Origin of the sequence: Bradyrhizobium sp. HKCCYLS3077 (assembly GCF_051167555.1) — a bacterium.
GTDB lineage: Bacteria > Pseudomonadota > Alphaproteobacteria > Rhizobiales > Xanthobacteraceae > Bradyrhizobium.
On record NZ_JBNPTH010000003.1, the window covers coordinates 614,817 to 631,742 of the forward strand.

Annotated in this window: 16 protein-coding genes; 4 read left to right on the forward strand and 12 right to left on the reverse strand. The window is 66.1% G+C overall.

The window, feature by feature from the left end; genetic code table 11:
* Positions 1-27 precede the first annotated feature (27 nt).
* Entirely contained in the window at positions 28-519 is a 492-nt protein-coding gene (locus ACQR0Z_RS14680; RefSeq protein WP_434919318.1) for a septal ring lytic transglycosylase RlpA family protein, read from the forward strand.
* Positions 520-729: 210 nt separating this feature from the next.
* Here the strand turns inward: ACQR0Z_RS14680 and ACQR0Z_RS14685 are convergent, their stop codons facing one another.
* From ACQR0Z_RS14685 to ACQR0Z_RS14695, 3 genes are all read right to left on the reverse strand, one after another.
* A complete protein-coding gene (locus ACQR0Z_RS14685; RefSeq protein ID WP_434919058.1) occupies positions 730-1,965 on the reverse strand; it encodes a class I SAM-dependent RNA methyltransferase in 1,236 nt (411 codons plus the stop codon).
* Positions 1,958-2,695, reverse strand: a complete 738-nt coding sequence (locus ACQR0Z_RS14690; RefSeq protein WP_434919059.1) for a TlyA family RNA methyltransferase — start codon at positions 2,693-2,695, stop codon at positions 1,958-1,960. The genes ACQR0Z_RS14685 and ACQR0Z_RS14690 overlap by 8 nt, the downstream gene beginning before the upstream one ends.
* Positions 2,696-3,070: 375 nt before the next feature.
* Positions 3,071-3,628 carry a nucleoside 2-deoxyribosyltransferase gene (locus ACQR0Z_RS14695; RefSeq protein ID WP_434878720.1) on the reverse strand — a complete coding sequence of 186 codons (558 nt, stop codon included), beginning with the start codon at positions 3,626-3,628 and terminating at the stop codon, positions 3,071-3,073.
* 62 nt (positions 3,629-3,690) lie between these two features.
* Here ACQR0Z_RS14695 and ACQR0Z_RS14700 point away from each other — a divergent pair, with 62 nt between their 5' ends.
* Entirely contained in the window at positions 3,691-4,443 is a 753-nt protein-coding gene (locus ACQR0Z_RS14700) for a hypothetical protein (protein WP_434856897.1), read from the forward strand.
* Positions 4,444-4,544: 101 nt separating this feature from the next.
* On the opposite strand, the gene dxs is transcribed toward ACQR0Z_RS14700, so the two are convergent.
* The 4 genes from dxs to ACQR0Z_RS14720 all read right to left on the reverse strand — a co-directional run bounded on the left by dxs (position 4,545) and on the right by ACQR0Z_RS14720 (position 10,518).
* Positions 4,545-6,470 carry a 1-deoxy-D-xylulose-5-phosphate synthase gene (dxs, locus tag ACQR0Z_RS14705; RefSeq protein ID WP_434856896.1) on the reverse strand — a complete coding sequence of 642 codons (1,926 nt, stop codon included), beginning with the start codon at positions 6,468-6,470 and terminating at the stop codon, positions 4,545-4,547.
* A 978-nt stretch (positions 6,471-7,448) separates the two neighbouring features.
* Positions 7,449-7,700 carry an exodeoxyribonuclease VII small subunit gene (locus ACQR0Z_RS14710; protein ID WP_434856895.1) on the reverse strand — a complete coding sequence of 84 codons (252 nt, stop codon included), beginning with the start codon at positions 7,698-7,700 and terminating at the stop codon, positions 7,449-7,451.
* A gap of 99 nt (positions 7,701-7,799) precedes the next feature.
* Positions 7,800-8,729 carry a histone deacetylase family protein gene (locus tag ACQR0Z_RS14715; RefSeq protein ID WP_434856894.1) on the reverse strand — a complete coding sequence of 310 codons (930 nt, stop codon included), beginning with the start codon at positions 8,727-8,729 and terminating at the stop codon, positions 7,800-7,802.
* A gap of 112 nt (positions 8,730-8,841) precedes the next feature.
* Positions 8,842-10,518: a bifunctional metallophosphatase/5'-nucleotidase gene (locus ACQR0Z_RS14720; protein WP_434919060.1), complete on the reverse strand. Its 1,677-nt coding sequence runs from the start codon at positions 10,516-10,518 to the stop codon at positions 8,842-8,844.
* A 147-nt stretch (positions 10,519-10,665) separates the two neighbouring features.
* On the opposite strand from ACQR0Z_RS14720, the gene bla reads away from it, so the two are divergent.
* Positions 10,666-11,553: a subclass B3 metallo-beta-lactamase gene (bla, locus tag ACQR0Z_RS14725; RefSeq protein WP_434919061.1), complete on the forward strand. Its 888-nt coding sequence runs from the start codon at positions 10,666-10,668 to the stop codon at positions 11,551-11,553.
* Positions 11,554-11,556: 3 nt separating this feature from the next.
* Here bla and solA read toward each other — a convergent pair whose 3' ends face one another.
* From solA to ACQR0Z_RS14745, 4 genes are all read right to left on the reverse strand, one after another.
* Positions 11,557-12,738: an N-methyl-L-tryptophan oxidase gene (solA, locus tag ACQR0Z_RS14730; RefSeq protein WP_434919062.1), complete on the reverse strand. Its 1,182-nt coding sequence runs from the start codon at positions 12,736-12,738 to the stop codon at positions 11,557-11,559.
* 21 nt (positions 12,739-12,759) lie between these two features.
* Positions 12,760-13,524, reverse strand: coding sequence for a crotonase/enoyl-CoA hydratase family protein (locus ACQR0Z_RS14735; protein ID WP_434919063.1), 765 nt, complete (start codon positions 13,522-13,524; stop codon positions 12,760-12,762).
* Between the two features lie 287 nt (positions 13,525-13,811).
* Entirely contained in the window at positions 13,812-14,183 is a 372-nt protein-coding gene (locus ACQR0Z_RS14740; protein WP_434919064.1) for a hypothetical protein, read from the reverse strand.
* Positions 14,183-14,590, reverse strand: coding sequence for a hypothetical protein (locus ACQR0Z_RS14745; RefSeq protein ID WP_434856888.1), 408 nt, complete (start codon positions 14,588-14,590; stop codon positions 14,183-14,185). Before ACQR0Z_RS14745 ends, ACQR0Z_RS14740 begins: the two co-directional genes overlap by 1 nt.
* Before the next feature lie 398 nt (positions 14,591-14,988).
* Here ACQR0Z_RS14745 and ACQR0Z_RS14750 point away from each other — a divergent pair, with 398 nt between their 5' ends.
* Entirely contained in the window at positions 14,989-16,257 is a 1,269-nt protein-coding gene (locus ACQR0Z_RS14750) for a DUF892 family protein (protein ID WP_434919065.1), read from the forward strand.
* Between the two features lie 342 nt (positions 16,258-16,599).
* Here ACQR0Z_RS14750 and ACQR0Z_RS14755 read toward each other — a convergent pair whose 3' ends face one another.
* Complete coding sequence (locus ACQR0Z_RS14755; protein ID WP_434856886.1) at positions 16,600-16,857, reverse strand: hypothetical protein; 258 nt, start codon at positions 16,855-16,857, stop codon at positions 16,600-16,602.
* Positions 16,858-16,926 lie beyond the last annotated feature (69 nt).

The following is a 16,926-nucleotide window of genomic DNA, read 5'->3' on the forward strand; positions in this document are numbered from 1 at the left end:
GCGCTTCGGGGCGGCCGCGCGGAGTACATGCGCCTGTGGGCGCGGCTCGCGTTCGTATCTGCGGCGGCGGCGTCCCTCGCCGCCTGCGCGCAGTCGCCGGCGGTGCGGCAGGCCCGCTTCGCTGCGCCGGTCAGGCAGGCCGCCGTCGAACTCCCGCGCCCGGCGGAACGGACGGAGACCGCGCCGGCCTCGGTGGTTCGGGTCCGGCATGCCGAGCCCGCTTCGTCGCCGGAACGCACGGCGTCGTCGGGTCTCGCCAGCTATTATTCGGAGGGCCGCAAGACCGCGAGCGGCGAGCGCTTCGATCCCTCCGAGCTCACGGCCGCGCATCGGAGCCTGCCGTTCGGCACGCGTCTCCAGGTCACCAACGTCAAGACCGGCCGCTCGGTGGTGGTGCGCGTCAACGATCGCGGCCCGTTCGTGCACGGGCGCGTGGTCGACGTGTCCTACTCGGCCGCCCAGGCGCTCGGCATGATCAACACGGGTGTCGCGCCGGTGAAGGTGAGTGTGGTGAGGTAGCTGTTCGCAGGCGGTGGTCTGCGCGGTCAGAACAGAAAAAGAGCTGCGGGTTGGCAATCACGTTGGCTGATAGATGGCTCAGCTCTGGCGATGAGCCGGGTTCTCCATCACGAGCGACGCTGCGCTCCCTCTCCCCGTTCTTCACGGGGAGAGGGAGCGCAGCGTGCGCGACGAGGCACCTCTGTCGCTCAACTAATGATGATATCCGCCTCACCGCACCAGCTTCGCCACCAGCTCCACATGCGGCGTGTGCCGGAACTGGTCGACCGGCACCACGGTCTCCAGCCTGTAGCCGCCGTCGATCAGCATCCGCACGTCCCGCGCAAACGTCGTGACGTTGCAGGACACCGCGACGATCACCGGCACCTTGCTTGATGCAAGCTGCTTCGCCTGCGCCTGCGCGCCCTGGCGTGGCGGATCGAATACGACGGCGTCGATATCGCGCAATTCGGGCGGCATCAGCGGGCGGCGGAACAGGTCGCGCGCCTCGGCCTTGATCGGCTTCAGGCCCGGCGTGCCGGCGGCCTTCTGTAGCGCTACGATCGAGCCGGCGTCATTGTCCATTGCGATGACACGCGCGCGCGCGGCGATCCGCAGCGCGAACGGGCCGACGCCGCAGAACAGGTCGGCGACATGCTTGGTCTTGCCGATGCGCTCCAGCACCAGCTGCGCCAGCGTCTCCTCGCCCTGTACGGTGGCCTGCAGGAACGAGCCGGGCGGCAGGGTCACCTGCGCCGTGCCCATCGCCACCACAGGCGGATTGCGCATCAGCACCAGCTCGCCATGGCGCGTGAGCCGCGCCAGCCGGTGCTTCTCCGCGATGAGCGACAGCGCCGCGATGCGCGGCGGCGGCAGCGGCCCGGAGCCGCGGATGTCGACGTCGAGGCCGTTGATCGTCGCGGTCGCCTGGATGTCGAGCGGCTTGCCCGTGGGCTTCAGCGCCTCCGCGAGCGCCCAGGCGGCTTCGAGCGCGCCGTCGAGCGCGGGATCGAGGATGGGGCAGCGGTCGATCGGGACGATCTCGTGGCTGTTTGCCGCCGAGAAGCCGACCCGGAGAATGTCGTGGGTGCCCATGCGCGCGTGAAACGTCGCGCGCCGCCGGCCGGCGCCGTGCGCGTCGATGAGATCGGCGACCTCGCAATCGACCTTGGCCGCGCGCAAGGTCTCGACGACGATGTTGCGCTTCCATTGCCGGTAGGGCTCCGGCGCCCAGTGCTGGATGGCACAGCCGCCGCACACGCCGAAATGCGCGCAGAACGGGGCGATCCGGTCGGCGCTCTCTGTCTCCACCGCCAGCAGCTTGCGGCGGTCCGGATGGCCGGCAATGGCGGCAGCCTCCACCGTCTCGCCGGCCAGCGTGTACGGCACGTACAGCGCCTCGCCCGACGACAGCGACACGCCGTCGCCGCGATGGCCGACATGGTCGATGACGAGACGCTCAACCATGGCGGCGCGCTCCCAGGAAGAATTCGGCGTTGCCGTCGCCGCCCTTGATGGAGGATGGGAAGATCTCGATGTCGCTGCAGCCGAGCGAGGCCGCGTACGCGGCGATGTCGTCGCACACGGTTTGATGCACGCCGGCATCCTTGATGATGCCGCCTTTGCCGTGCGCGCCCTTGGCCTCGAATTGCGGCTTGATCAGTGCCAGCAGGCTCATCGGCGATGCCGCGAGCGTCAGCGCCACCGGCAGCACGGCCTTCAGCGAGATGAAGCTGCAATCGATCACGACGATATCCGGCCGCTGTGGCAGCCGCTTGCCCTCGTAGCTGCGGATGTCGGTCTGCTCCATCGAGATGATCTTCGGATGGTTGCGGAGCGACGGATGCAGCTGGTCGCGGCCGACATCGACCGCGAAGACGATCGCCGCGCCGTTCGCCAGCAGCACCTCGGTGAACCCGCCGGTGGAGGCGCCGACGTCGAGGCAGACATGGTCCTCGACCTCGATGCCAAAATGCTCCAATGCCGCCGCCAGCTTGACGCCGCCGCGCGATACCCAGGGATGCGCGGGCTCGGCCTGAACGACCGCATCGATGGGAATGGTCTCGGACGCCTTCACCACCTGCTTGTCATTGGCAAACACCAGTCCCGCCTCGATCGCTGCCTGCGCCCGCGCGCGGCTCTCGAACAGGCCGCGTTCGACCAGGAGGATATCAGCGCGTTTGCGGGCAGGGGGCATTTGTCTGATCGATGGTCATGAGTTGTGAAGGCGGCGCGTCAAATTCAGTGTCGTCCCGGGCAAGCTCCAATGCGCATCGCGCGTGGGAAGCGCCGATCCGGGATTCATAACCACAGGACGTAGTTCGTAGGAAGCTGGCAACTACGCATTTGCTCAACACGACGTCCTGTGGTTATGGGTCCCGGCGTTCGCCGGGACGACAGCTGAGGGTGCCGCAAGATCGTGCCACACAACGAGCCTCGTAGGGTGGGCAAAGGCGCGTGTACCGCTCTCGCCACAAGCTCGTATCGCAATCGATGCGCCGTGCCCACCATGTTGACCGAGGCTGCGGATGGATGGTGGGCACGCGTCGCCGTCGGCGCCGCTTTGCCTACCCTACGACTCCGCGCCCAGCCGCTGGGCGGCCAGCCTCACGCATTCCTCGAACGCCGTGAGATCATGCCAGACATCCGCCGGCCGGTCGCGCGGCAGCACCAGCGGATGGCCGTGCAGATCGAGCGCATGGATCATCATCAGATTGTCGGGCAGGCCGAAATCCTCCACCGTCAGGCCTTCGGCATCGACCAGCCGGCCGTCCTGCTTCGTGATCGTCGAGAAGCGTCCGACCCGCTCGGAATAGAGGCCCGGGTCATTGCAGTAGCCGAAACACAGCTTGCCGCGGCCGGCCATGTAGCCGAGTTCATAGACCGTGCCGGCATCGGCGCCGGGGCCGCGGAACGGCGTGAGATTGGCGATGATGGCATCGGACATGTCCATCATCGCCTCGTTGCCGCGAAAGATCGCGAGCGAGGCGTCGGCGGCGTGTAGATCGACGGTATTGTCCATCGGGTAAAGCCCGGCGAGGCCGTGGCTTTCACAGATGCTGACCTTCCGTCGGCCGATCGCGATCGGGTCGGACAGAAAAACCTCCGGTCCTGCGAGGTAAATCTTCATTTCGCGTCCAGCTCAGGTTAGTATCGCGGCGTATCGTGAAAGCTTGCAGTCCGAGGTCGTCGATGACCGGATTCACTTCTGCAGAACGGCTTTCGATCTATACCCATCTGCGCACGTTCGAAAGCGACTTTGACAAGTCGCAGAGTCAGATCCGCTCGATCTGCTCGGCCTGGACAGCGGCCGTGCTCGGCGCCATCGGGCTGATTACCGTCAACGCCTTCACGCCGCCGCCCGCCGTCGATATCACGAGCCGTGCCGAGCATCTCGCCTATCTGCGCGCGCTCGTCTGCATGATCGGCAGCGCAGGCGTTTTCGCGTTCTGGTTCATCGACCAGCGGGTGTATCAGCGGCTGCTGCATTCGGCCTTTGCTTACGGGCTGTTCCTGGAGCTCAAGCACCCGGATCTTCCCCAACTGCGTTCGAGCCTGTTCATAGCCAATCTCGATATCACCAGCGGCCTGTCATGGTTCTACCGCATGCAGTTCTGGATCATGCTGGCGATCTCGGCCGTTTTCGTGCTGCAGCCGTTCTCGATCGATCTTGGACCGGTCCCGCGGGGCATCAAGACGCTGACGGAAATTCACCTGCTCGCGGTCATCGTCGGCGAGGTCACGAGCAGAACCTGGCCGTCTCTGCGCAAGATCATCCAGGATCTCTATCCGGATCTCTGGGCTGTGCTGCCCGCGCGGAAGCCACCATGGTGGCGGGAGCATGTCTGGCCGCTTCCGTCTCCGGATGACGATGAGGAGCGGCGGGCGCGCTGGAAGCAGCGAGTAGCTTCGATGCCGGCGCCACCAGCGCCGGCTGTCGTCTAGCGCATCAGGTGCGCGATCGAAGCGTTCACAAGGCCATCAACCTGAAGTCCCGGCCCGAAGCCTGCGGGCTTGGGGACTTCAGATGGGAGTGCAAGCCCGCCTCAGGCGAGCTTGACGGCCTCGGCCGCGTAGTCCTTGCCGAGCGCTTCGAACACCTTGCGGACGATGCCCTTGGCGTCGAGCCCGGCGCGGGCGTACATCGCCGCCGGCGTGTCGTGGTCCTGGAACTCGTCGGGCAGCACCATCGTGCGCATCTTCAGGCCGCCGTCGAGCATGCCCTGGTCGGAGAGGTACTGCATCACGTGCGAGCCGAAGCCGCCGATCGAGCCTTCCTCGATGGTGATCAGGATCTCGTGCTCGCGGGCGAGCTTCAGCACCAGCTCCTCGTCGAGCGGCTTCATGAAGCGCGCGTCGGCGATCGAGGCGGAGAGGCCGTGAGCGGCGAGCTCGTCGGCCGCCTTCTCGCACTCGGCCAGACGGGTGCCGAAGGAGAGCAGGGCGACCTGCTTGCCCTGGCGGATCATGCGGCCCTTGCCGATCGGCAGGGGCACGCCGACTTCCGGCATCTCGACGCCGCGGCCTTCGCCGCGCGGATAGCGCACCGAGCTCGGACGGTCGTCGATCGCGACCTGCGTCGCCACCATGTGCACCAGCTCGGCCTCGTCGGACGCGGCCATGATGACCATGTTCGGCAGGCAGCCGAGATAGGCGTTGTCGAACGAGCCGGCATGGGTGGCGCCGTCGGCGCCGACCAGTCCGGCGCGGTCGATGGCGAAGCGAACCGGCAGCGACTGGATGCAGACGTCATGCACGATCTGGTCGTAGCCGCGCTGCAGGAAGGTCGAATAGATCGCGCAGAACGGCTTGTAGCCTTCGGCGGCGAGACCCGCGGCGAAGGTCACCGCGTGCTGCTCGGCAATGCCGACGTCGAAGGTGCGCTTCGGGAAGGCCTTGGCGAAGATGTCGATGCCGGTGCCCGAGGGCATGGCGGCGGTGATGCCGACGACCTTGTCGTCCTTCTCGGCTTCCTTGACCAGGCTCTGGCCGAACACGTTTTGATAGGCAGGGGCGTTGGGCTTGGCCTTGGCCTGGGTGCCGGTGGCGATGTCGAACTTGGCCACCGCGTGATATTTGTCGGCGGCGGCTTCCGCCGGCGAGTAGCCCTTGCCCTTCTGAGTCACGACGTGGACCAGGATCGGGCCGGTCTCCATGTCGCGGACGTTCTTCAGGACGGGCAGCAGATGGTCGAGGTTATGACCATCGATCGGGCCGACATAATAGAAGCCGAGCTCCTCGAACAGCGTGCCGCCGTCCATCATGAAGCCGCGGGAATATTCCTCGACGCGGCTGGCGCGGTTGGCGATCACCTTCGGCAGATGCTGGCCGAGCTGCTTGGCTGCATCGCGCAGCGTGCGATAGGTCTTGCCCGAGTAGAGGCGAGACAGATAGGCCGACATCGCGCCGACCGGCGGGGCGATCGACATGTCGTTGTCGTTGAGGATCACGATCAGGCGCGAGTTCATCGCGCCGGCATTGTTCATCGCCTCATAGGCCATGCCGGCGGACATCGCGCCGTCGCCGATCACGGCGATCACGTTGTTCTTGCCGCCGGAGAGGTCGCGGGCGACGGCCATGCCGAGGCCGGCGGAGATCGAGGTCGAGGAGTGCGCGGCGCCGAACGGATCGTAATCGCTCTCGGCGCGCTTGGTGAAGCCGGACAGGCCGCCACCGGTGCGCAAAGTGCGGATACGGTCGCGGCGCCCGGTCAGGATCTTGTGCGGGTAGGCCTGGTGGCCGACGTCCCAGATCAGACGGTCGCGCGGCGTGTCGAACACGTAATGGATGGCCGTGGTCAGCTCGACCACGCCGAGACCCGCGCCGAAATGACCGCCGGTCACCGAGACCGCGTCGATCGTCTCCTGGCGCAGTTCGTCGGCGACCTGCCGGACCTGCTCGACCTTCAGCCGGCGCAGATCTTCCGGAGTCTTGATGGTGTCGAGAAGCGGCGTTTTACTAAATGTGGTCACGGTGACATTCCAATTTTGCAGGTCGGGTTCAAGGGCCGACGTCTGAGAGGTTCATCGTAACGGGCGGCGAAACCTGGGGTCTCGAAGATTACATCCGCGCGGATCGAGGCCGCCGACCGGACACTAGCCGGCTTTTGGATCGATCTCAGTGATGTAAGTCACTCTTGGTTGCCTTGCCGTCCTCGTTTGTCGCCCAAGATCGCCAAGTCGTTCAGCCAAGTCAGTTTTGCTAGCTTTTGCAAATGCTTAGTTCCATCCCTCTGAAGGGAAAGAGCATTTCCAAAAACCCGCAGTTCCGAGAAGCTTTACACCAAAGCGCGTCTTAAAGCCAACCCGGCGCAAGATGGCAAGCCCGCAAACGGTACCTTCGCGCGACAACACAACCGCAGCGACAGGCGGATTGTTCCATCGGGCTGCTCAAATCGGCAGCAGAAGCGTCTCCGGGATAAACCGGAGAAGTGCCCGCGGTCCAGCCTTTTTCCTGCAGTGCGGGACGGGCTGTCCTGACGATCGCGCGTGCGGCCGCAGGCGGAGCCATGCGCTGGCGGATGGGGACCGGTCCGCAAGCGATCATGAAGACGTCATACGCCTGCGGTGTTTCATTGATCCATCGTCACCGAAACGTAAAAGAACCGCGAGCGTAACACCTTGCGGTTCTGGCGCCTGACGCTCGCGGATCGAACGCCGGACCCTGTCGCCCCTCTACTGTCTGCCCAGACCACCCCCGGCGGAACGGTGCTGCTGAGGCCGTGACCGAGAACAGGGCGCTCGACCGTCGGGCCAAACTTCGCGCGTTAGCGTTAATGGAAGAGATGCCCCACGCCCGCCGGCGACGATTGGGTTCGAGCCGCCTGCATCGCGTTTCGGCTGATCTGCACGATCGGGAGGCGGCAGGTGCCCGGACTGCATCGCCGCGGCCTGCGCTACGAAAAAAATTCAGGCGGTATCCCGGCCACGTGCGGGGCGGCCGTGAGCGGACTACTGCACGTCGAGCGGCGCGGTCCCGGTCGCCCGGCCGCTGGCGTCGGTGGTGATTTTCTCGACCCGGGCCTCGGCCTGGCGCAGCAATTCCTCGCAGCGACGCTTCAGCGCCTCGCCGCGCTCGTAGATCGCCACCGACTCCTCCAGCGGCACCTTGCCGTCCTCAAGCCGTTTCACGATCGATTCCAGCTCCTCGATCGCGCGCTCGAACGACAGCTTCTTGACGTCGGTGACAGTGGTGTCCGCCATGCGGGTTCCCTGCAGATACACAACTCCGGGGCCGTGCTTTTACACTCCGTCCAGGGCTCTGTCAGGTCCCGACCGGGCAGATCGGCCGGAACCTGGGGATTACGCCCCGGTCAGGGCCGCGACGTGGGCCGAGACGGATTCTTTCAGTCCCTGAAGGTCATAGCCGCCCTCCAGGACCGAAACGACCCGGCCGCCGGCGGTCTTCTCGGCGAGATCCATCAGCTTTCGGGTCACCCAGCCGAAATCTTCCGCGCGCAGGTTCAAGGATGCGAGCGGGTCGCGATAATGCGCGTCGAAGCCGGCCGAGATGATCACGAGCTCCGGGCTGAACTTGGTCAGCTGCGGCAGGATCAGGTTCTCGAAGGCGGATCGGAACTCCAGGCTGCCGTCTTCCGAGGCCAGCGGCGCGTTGACGATGGTGTCGTGCTCGCCGCGCTCGCCGCGGGCGCCGGTGCCGGGGAACAGCGGCATCTGGTGGGTCGAGCAGTACATCACGCTCTTGTCAGCCCAGAAGATGTCCTGTGTCCCGTTGCCGTGGTGGACGTCGAAATCGATGATGGCCGCGCGCTCGATGCCGAAGGTGCGCTGGGCGTAGCGGGCCGCGATCGCGACATTGTCGAAGAAGCAGAAGCCCATCGGCTTGGCGATCTCGGCATGGTGGCCCGGCGGGCGCACCGCCACGAAGGCGTTCTTGTGCTTGCCGGACATCACGGACTCGGTGGCCGCGACGGCGCCCCCGACGCCTCGCATCACGGCTTCCCAGGTGCCGGGCGACATCGAGGTGTCGCCGTCGAGATAGATGATGCCGGAGGTCGGCGCCATCTGGCGCAGTTCGGTGACGTAGTGCTCGTTGTGGCAGAGCAGCGCCAGCTCGATATCCGCCTCGGGCGCCTCGTCGCGATCGAGCAGCGCGAAGCGTTCCTCGGTCAGCGCCTCCTCGACGGCGCGCAGGCGGTCGGCACGCTCAGGGTGTCCGGACGGTGTGGCGTGATCGAGGCAGGCTTCGTGAGAAAGATACAGCGTCGACATCAGGGCTCTGCCACTCGCGCGTTGCGGGAGTGCCCAATCTATGCGCTGAGCGCAGCCTCGGAAAGAGCCTCGACGGCGATATGACCGGCTTTCCGCCCAGTGAGGCCAGGGATCACTGGGCTTTGTTGACGATGCGGTCGCGCGGTGGCGGGCCGAGCGGGCTGTTGGCCTTGAGATAGGCGAACAGGGCCTCGTCGTCATAGACGCCGGTGAGCGGATCGCGGCCGCTCTTGAACGCGGTGAAGCCGTCGCCACCCAAGGCGAGATAGTTGTTGAGGGTCACGCGATAGGACGCCGCCGGATCGATCGCCGTGCCGTTCAGCGTCATGGACGCGGCATCGACGCGTGATCCGGCAGGCTGTTTCGGATCGAACGCATAGCTGAACCCGCGAGAGATTTGCAGGATGCGCGGCCGCGCCGGATCGAGCCATTGCTGCTCCAGCGCCGCCTTGATCTCGGCACCGGTCAGGGTGACCGTCGTGAGCTGATTACGGAACGGCTGGCTGGCGAACACGTCGGCAAAGGTGACCGTGCCGTCGTCACGGCGCGCGAGATCGGTGCGGATGCCGCCGGGATTGGTCATCGCGATGACCGCGCCGCCCTTGTCGGCGGCCGAGGTCATCGCGAGCTGGGCATCGGCGATGACGTCGCCGAGCACGCTCTCGCCGGCGGCATTCGGCAGGCGCGACAGCACCTGCGTGATAGTGCCCGCGGGCCGGTTGGCGATCGGGGCCGCCACCTTTTCATAGGCCTCGATCAGCGCCGTCTGCGCGCCGTCCTTCGGCAGGCTGCCGTCGACGACCATGTTGGTCGCGGTGGCGCTGATCACGTCGCGCGTCGTGCGGTCGAGCTTGACGTCGATCGCGGTCACCAACGTGCCGAACTTGTCGCCCGAGGTGACCAGCCGCTTGTCGATGGTGCAGACATAGGCCTGGTGGGTGTGGCCGGAAATGACGATGTCGACCGCGCTGTCGAGATCCTTGACGATGTCGACGATCGGGCCGGACAGGCCCGGGCATTCGTTCATGCCACCGGAGGGCCAGCCGCCCTCATGGATCAGCACGACGATCGCCTGCACGCCCTTCGCCTTCAATTCCGGGATCAGCGCGTTGATGCTCTCGGCCTCGTTGCGGAATTCGAGGCCGGCGGCGCTCGCCGGCGAGATGATGCCCGCGGTGCCCTTCAGGGTCAGGCCGATAAAGGCGACGGGAATATCCTCGAAGGTGTGAATTTCATAGGGCGGAAAAATCGTCTTGTCGGTGCCCGCGATGAAGGTGGACGCCGCGAGGTAGTGGAATTGGGCGCCGGTGAACGGCTCGGGGCCGCGGCAGCCGTCGGTCGGATGGCAGCCGCCGTTCTGCATGCGCAAGAGCTCGGCCTTGCCCTCGTCGAACTCGTGATTGCCGACCGCCGACAGCGCGAGGCCCATTTTCGACATCGACTGGATCGTCGGCTCGTCGTGGAACATCGCCGACAGGAACGGGCTTGCGCCGATCAGGTCGCCCGCCGCCACGAAGATCGTGTTGGGCTGCCCATCCGACAGCAGCTTGATCAGGCTCGCCATGTGCTCGGCGCCGCCGGCCGGAACGACCGTGCTCTTGGTCGGGTCCGCCGGATCGGCGATCCGGATGCCGGAGGCCGGCGGCTTGAGGTTGCCGTGGAAGTCGTTGATGGCGAGGATGCGCAAGGACACCGGCTCGTCCTCGGCATGGACGGGCAGGGCGGCAAGAGCAGCGGCGCTGAGCGCGGCAAGAAGGCAGGCGGCGAAGACGCGGCTGAGTCGGCTCATGGCAAAATCATTCAAGATCGTTCGCGAGGTCAACGGTACGTGTTCAACGGTACGTGTGATGCAGGGCGGCGGAGAAACATGGCTCCCTTACGGAGCGATGACATAAGACGACGTCATAACAACTTTATCGTGAATCGAGAGGCCGTGATGAAAAGAATGATGCTGTTCGCCGCCGCGGTGACGCTGGCGGCCGGTCCCGCTGCAGCGCAAACAATGCCTGACTTCATGAAGCAGGTGATCGCCGGCTGGAATAAGCCGACCGAGCCGTTCAAGGTGATCGACAACATCTACTATGTCGGCACCAACGGCCTTGCCTCCTACTTGATCACGACGCCGCAGGGGCACATCCTGATCGATACGGTGATGCCGGAATCGACCGCGCAGATCGAAAACAGCATCGGCAAGCTCGGCTTCAAGGTCGCCGACATCAAATACATCATCAACACCCATGCCCATATCGACCACACCGGCGGGCTCGCGCAGATCAAGCAGGAGACCGGCGCGCAGATGGTGGCCGGCGCCAAGGACGTGCCGCTGCTCGAAGGCGGATTCTATCCGGGCCGCGAGGAGCAGACCCATCTGAACTTCCCGCCCGTCAAGGTCGACCGGGCGGTGAAGGAGGGAGACACGGTCACGCTCGGCAACGTCACGCTGACGGCGCATGAGACGCCGGGCCATTCGCCGGGCTGCACCAGCTGGACCACCAATGTGAAGGACGGCGACGCGACGCGCAGCGTCCTGTTCTTCTGCAGCGCCACGGTGGCGCTGAACCAGCTGGTCGGGCGGCCGACCTATCCCGGCATCGTCGACGACTACAAGAAGACCTTCGCCTGGGCCAAGAATATGCATCCGGATATCCTGCTGGCGCCGCATCCGGAAATGTACGACATGGCCGGCAAGCGGGCGAAGATCGCCGACGGTGCGCCCAACCCGTTCGTCAAGCCGGGCGAGTTCAACGCCTATCTCGACAAGCTCGAGGTGCAGTTCGACGAGGGCCTCGCCAAGCAGACCGCGGCGCTGTCGTCCGGCAAGTAGCCGTCACGATGGCAGCCGGTCCAGCGTGAAGCCGGAAACATCGACTCGCGGCGTTTGGCCCAGCGCCATCGCCGCGAGCGCCTCGCCGACCGCCGGCGAATGCTTGAAGCCGTGGCCGGAGCAGGGCGAGGCGTAGATGACGTCGTCATCGCCGGGATCGCGGTCGATGACGAAGCGGCCGCCCGGCGCATTGGTGTAGAGGCAGACCGCGTTGCGCAGGCAGCGCGGGCCGAGATCCGGCACGAACGGCCGGACATAGGTCTCGTAGGTCGCTTCGATCTCGTCTGCCGTGACCTCGCGCGAGACGTGATCGGGATCGGTCTCTCCGGTCAGGACCTCGTTGGCGATCTTGACGCCGTTGTCGGGCGAGCCGAGCCAGGGAAAGCCGTAGATGTCGGAGGCGGCGCGCTCGCGCCCCGTCACGTCCCAGATGAAGACCGGCGCGCCCTTGCCGAAGCGTTGCGGGTTGGACAGCACCTCGAACCAGTACAGCACCTGCCGCGTGATCGTCACGCGTCGCTGCAGCGGCGCGATCAGCTCGGTGATCCACGGGCCGGTGGTCACGATCAGCGTCGTCGCCGACGCGGACGTGCCATCGTCCATGGTCACCGTGAGTTCGCCGCCGGCACGGCGGAACGACGTCACGCGCCGGCCGGTCCGCAGTTCGGCGCCCAGCCGCGCGGCGACGGCAAGCTCGGCGCGCACGCAGTCCTCCACCAGCAGGTAGCCACCCTCGCGGTCGAGGAAGCCGCGATCGCCGGGCATTGTGGCGAAGCCCGGATAGTCGGCACGCAGACGTTCCGGGGAGATCGTCTCGCCGTCGACGCCATGCAGCCGCGCGGCCGTCTCGATATTGGCGAAGAACTGCGCGCTGCTGACACCATGCACCTCGCCGCCGTCGCGGGCCGGAATGAACAGGCAGCCGCATTGCTCGAACAGATGCGCAGCCGTTTCGCGCTCCAGCTCGCGCCAGATCTGGTGCGAGCGCTGCGCCAGCGGCGTGTAGTCGACGCCTTCGCCGATCGCCGCGCGGGTGATGCGGGTCTCGCCATGGGTCGAGCCGAACACATGCGGCGGCTGGAAGCGGTCGATGCCGAGCACCCGCTTTCCCGCTCTGGCGAGATGCAGCAGCGCGGCGCTGCCGACCGCGCCGCAGCCGATCACGATGACATCAAAACTGGGCATGCGCGTCCGACGGCCCCGGCGTCACTTTTTCTTCTTGCGCGACAGGAAGGCCTTGAACGCGCCGATCGCTTCCTCCGAGGTCATGCGCTCGGCGAACAGATAGGCCTCCTGGTCGATGCGGCGGGTCAGTTCGTCCGGCGCGGTCCGGATCAGCTTGCGGCCGATCGCCACCGCCTCGGCCGGCAGCCGGCAGATGTCGCGCGCCACCTTGTGCGCCTCGACCTCGGTATGTCCCGGCGCCACCACCGTGTTGACGAAGCCGGCGATCTGCGCATCCGCCGCGGTCATGCTACGCCCCATCACCAGCATCGCGAACGCCCGCTGATAGCCCATGGTCTGCGGCATCAACAGGCTCGATGCGCCTTCCGGCACCAGGCCGAGATGGATGAACGGTGTGGAGAATGTCGCCGTGGTCGAAGCCAGCACGTAGTCGCAATGGAACAGCATCGTGGTGCCGATGCCGATCGCGACGCCGTCGACGGCGGCGATGATCGGTTTGGCGTTGTGCGCCAGCGAGTAGAGAAATTTGGTCGCGGCCGATGTGCGCACCGCCTCGCTCCCCGCATGGCCGGCGTGCAGAAAATCCTCGAGATCGTTGCCGGCCGTGAACACGCCCGAGCCGCCGGTGATGATGATGCATCGCACCAGCGGATTGTTCTGCGCGGTGTCGATCGCGTCGCTCATGCCGAGATACATGGCCTGGGTGATCGCGTTCTTCTTTTCCGGGCGGCGAAGCTTGATCGTCCGCGTCTCGCCCTCGTCGGTGACGATCAGATGGTCGGTCATGGGCCCCTCGCACGTGTGCGCCGGCCACGGTGCCGACGGTTTTGGTTGTCGTCGTTGCTTTCTGAGCAGACTACATCATCCGCTCACCACGCCAAGCGCAGATGCTGCCGTCCCTGCCGATGCCGGCGGTGAGGAGCGTTGTCGACGACTCCGCCTGTCATGTTGGTTGACGATTGGTTGGCACGAGCAGGGCTGGGCGGGAATGATGCGAGCCGTGCGCATCGTGGAGCACATCGGCTTCCATGGCTGATCGCGGCAGAGTTGTGCCGGGCGGGCAGGAGCGAGCGTCAGCGCGATCCGTCGGAGCGCGACGGCGCGGCGGGCGGGCGCGGCGCGCCGCCTGGCGCCTGCTGCCGCGCGGCCTCGCGCCGCAACGCCTGCTCGAGCACCGCGAGCCGTGTCGCCATGCGCGTCAGTTCGTCATGCATCGAGCCCTGCACGGCGGTGACCGCGTGCTGCACCTCGCGCAGCGCGTCGCGCTGCGTTTCCGCCTTGAGGATCTTGAACTCGGCCTCCATCGAGGTGAGCCGCTGATTGACCGCCCGGATCGCCTCGGCGATCTCCTTCTGGCCGTCCTGCAGCGCGCGGACGTGATCGACCAGCCGCAGATGATCGGTCAGTTCCTCGACCGTCTTGCCGATGTTGCTGCGGCCCCACATTACTTCACCGACCTCAGCAGCGTCCGGATCGTGGCGAGATGATCCTCGGGCGTTCCGAGCCGCGCCGAGATCGCGCTCATGAGATCCTTTCGCAGCTCCGACAGTTCCTCCTCCGGCGTGACCCGCTCGGCGGGTTCGTCATACGGCGCCCGCCGCGGCTCCACCTCGACGGGACGCGGCGCCACGTCGCGCGGCGTGATGTCGAAATAGGGCGGCCGCTCATACACCGGGATGTGCGGAGCCTGGCGCGCGGAGGTGACGCGCCCCAGCGACGGAAATCGCGACGGCGGCGCTTGCGCCGGCCGCTCGATCTGGTCGATCAGCGCCGCCAGCGCGAGGTCCATGTTGCTGTCGTCGGGTTCGTCGTCGACGACGTGATAGGACGGCTGCCGTGCAGACGCCGTCATCGTCAGCGATGGCGGGGCGAGGGAGGATGCGTGCGCACGGAGACGTCCGATGACGCGGCGAAGTCGTTCGCCGAGACCGGGTTTCTCCCTGGCTGGTGTCCGCATCAACATCTCACTCTCCAGCACAACAGCTTAGGCGAGCAGGGAAAAGCTTAGCAAGGGCGGCGGCCCAACTGCCAACAGGATGTCGTCGCAAAGTCACCGCATTTTAGGCCGGCCGTGTGGATTGCGACAGGGGGCGCGACAACATTCGCATGAACCGCCGAGTGCGACCCAGGGTGCATATGACGTGACCCGGGCTGTCGCGAGCGGCCAAGTTCCGGGCCGAGAGGTAAGGAACAACCATGGGACCGCGCCGTTCGGACAATGCGTCCCCCCGCCAACGTCCGAGGCCTTCCATGTATCACCATGTCAAGAAGCTGATGTTCACCGTCCGTGTCGACGAGCCCGATCCGCGTTTCGGCAACATGCTGCTGGAGCAGTTCGGCGGCGCCAATGGCGAGCTCGCCGCCGCCATGCAGTACTCGATCCAGGGCCTCAATTGCGAGGATCCCGATCGCAAGGACCTGCTGATGGACATCGGCACCGAGGAGCTGAGCCATCTCGAAGTGGTCGGCACGCTCGCCCGCATGCATCTGAAGCCCGCCAAGTTCGACCGCGAGGCGGCCGAGGCCGATCCGCTGATCGCGATTGCCGGCGGCGGCGGCGTCAACCTGTTCAACTCGCAGGGCAGCGCCTGGACCGCCGACTATCTCAAGATCACCGGTGAGCTCGACGTCGACCTGCGCAGCAACATCGCGGCTGAGGCCCGCGCCAAGATCGTCTATGAGCGGCTGATCAACTTCACCGACGATGCCGGCACCAAGGACGCGCTGCAGTTCCTGATGACGCGCGAGATCACGCACATGAAGGCGTTCGCGCTGGCGCTGGAGAGCATGAACAAGCCGGCCTTCAGCGTCGGCCGCATCGCGCCGACGCCGGGCCTCGTCGATCAGTTCTTCAACGATTCCACCGGCTCCGGCGATCACGGCGAGATCGACACTCGCGGCCCCTGGAACGAGGGCGGCGACTGGGTCTTCACCGAATCGCCGGCGATCCAGGCCGGCGAGAACGGTGCGTCCAGCGCGATCGTCGCCGAGAGTTCGCCTCCGGCCGACGAGGCCGGCCTCGGCGAGCTCCTGATCGAGGAACTGCGCGACATCCTGCACGCCGAGAAGCAGCTCACCAAGGCGCTGCCGAAGATGGCGGAGGCCGCACGGTTCGATCAGTTGCGCGAATTGTTCGAGCAGCACCTGGTCGAGACCGAGGCCCAGATCGAGCGCATCAACGAGTGCTTCGAGCTGCTCGGCACGACGCCGAAGGCCAAACCCTGCAAGGGCATGATGGGCCTGGTCGAGGAAGGCCAGGAGATCATCGCGCAAGGCGAGGAGAAGGAGGATGCCGCCGCCGATCTCGCGCTGATCGGCGCCGCGCAGCGGGTCGAGCATTACGAGATGTCCGGCTACACCACCGCCCGCAACCTCGCCTCGCAGCTCCGCCACAGCGCCGTCGTCGCGCTGCTGTCGAAGTCGCTGGCCGAGGAGGAAAACGCCGACCAGCTCCTCAACCAGGTCGCAAGATCGCTGATGTCGGTCGCCAAGATGCCGGCCGCGATCGAGCAGGCATGATTGGAGGAGGGCGGATGACGGAGCGTCATCCGCCGCCTTCCCAAACAAAGCGGCGGGTTACGCCGTCGACCACACGCCCGAGACACCGTCGCGCGAGGCACGCTTCCACCCTCCCCTGGAGGGGGGCTGTGACGCATTGCCCCGACCATCCAGCGTCGTATGGCCCTCGTCCCGGCCATCGACGTCCATCGGCATCGGGCGTGATACGGAGTCGTGCCTCCGCCGCATTGAGTTGCTTTCGACGGGGCAGGCGAGGTGAAGCAAGCCGCTCGGGCAAACGCGCGCGGCGGCTGTGCGCCGCCACGACATTTGAGGTGCTATCGTCTGTCGCGTCCTGCGGATCTATTCTGTGTAGTTCCGCCACCGCTCCGCGCGCCGGACCTGCACCGGCGTCAGGCAGCGCCGGGCGCGGTTGATCTGCGCGTCGGTCGCGCCGCGGCTGCGCGCATACATCTCGGCGACTTCGGCGGTGTACTTCTCGACGTAGTAGCGGACATCCGAGCACGACATCCGCGTCTCCGCACCGGACTCGCTCGCCGCCTGAAGCTCAGATCCCATCGCCAGGATCAGCAGCCCCGCAGCCATCACGCCCCGCAACATCGACATTCTCCCCTGATCGCATGGCCTGCTAACAGCGGTGAATCGTGTCGGCGGCGCAAATTAACAATC

Excerpts from the sequence above, each read along its gene's own strand:
- ACQR0Z_RS14700 (WP_434856897.1), top strand. The coding sequence starts at position 3,691 with ATGACCGGATTCACTTCTGCAGAACGGCTTTCGATCTATACCCATCTG.
- ACQR0Z_RS14715 (WP_434856894.1), bottom strand. The coding sequence starts at position 8,729 with ATGTCGACGCTGTATCTTTCTCACGAAGCCTGCCTCGATCACGCCACA.
- ACQR0Z_RS14690 (WP_434919059.1), bottom strand. The coding sequence starts at position 2,695 with ATGCCCCCTGCCCGCAAACGCGCTGATATCCTCCTGGTCGAACGCGGC.
- ACQR0Z_RS14695 (WP_434878720.1), bottom strand. The coding sequence starts at position 3,628 with ATGAAGATTTACCTCGCAGGACCGGAGGTTTTTCTGTCCGACCCGATC.
- bla (WP_434919061.1), top strand. The coding sequence starts at position 10,666 with ATGAAAAGAATGATGCTGTTCGCCGCCGCGGTGACGCTGGCGGCCGGT.
- ACQR0Z_RS14740 (WP_434919064.1), bottom strand. The coding sequence starts at position 14,183 with ATGTGGGGCCGCAGCAACATCGGCAAGACGGTCGAGGAACTGACCGAT.
- ACQR0Z_RS14750 (WP_434919065.1), top strand. The coding sequence starts at position 14,989 with ATGTATCACCATGTCAAGAAGCTGATGTTCACCGTCCGTGTCGACGAG.
- solA (WP_434919062.1), bottom strand. The coding sequence starts at position 12,738 with ATGCCCAGTTTTGATGTCATCGTGATCGGCTGCGGCGCGGTCGGCAGC.
- ACQR0Z_RS14685 (WP_434919058.1), bottom strand. The coding sequence starts at position 1,965 with ATGGTTGAGCGTCTCGTCATCGACCATGTCGGCCATCGCGGCGACGGC.
- ACQR0Z_RS14745 (WP_434856888.1), bottom strand. The coding sequence starts at position 14,590 with ATGACGGCGTCTGCACGGCAGCCGTCCTATCACGTCGTCGACGACGAA.
- ACQR0Z_RS14680 (WP_434919318.1), top strand. The coding sequence starts at position 28 with ATGCGCCTGTGGGCGCGGCTCGCGTTCGTATCTGCGGCGGCGGCGTCC.
- ACQR0Z_RS14720 (WP_434919060.1), bottom strand. The coding sequence starts at position 10,518 with ATGAGCCGACTCAGCCGCGTCTTCGCCGCCTGCCTTCTTGCCGCGCTC.
- ACQR0Z_RS14755 (WP_434856886.1), bottom strand. The coding sequence starts at position 16,857 with ATGTTGCGGGGCGTGATGGCTGCGGGGCTGCTGATCCTGGCGATGGGA.
- ACQR0Z_RS14710 (WP_434856895.1), bottom strand. The coding sequence starts at position 7,700 with ATGGCGGACACCACTGTCACCGACGTCAAGAAGCTGTCGTTCGAGCGC.
- ACQR0Z_RS14735 (WP_434919063.1), bottom strand. The coding sequence starts at position 13,524 with ATGACCGACCATCTGATCGTCACCGACGAGGGCGAGACGCGGACGATC.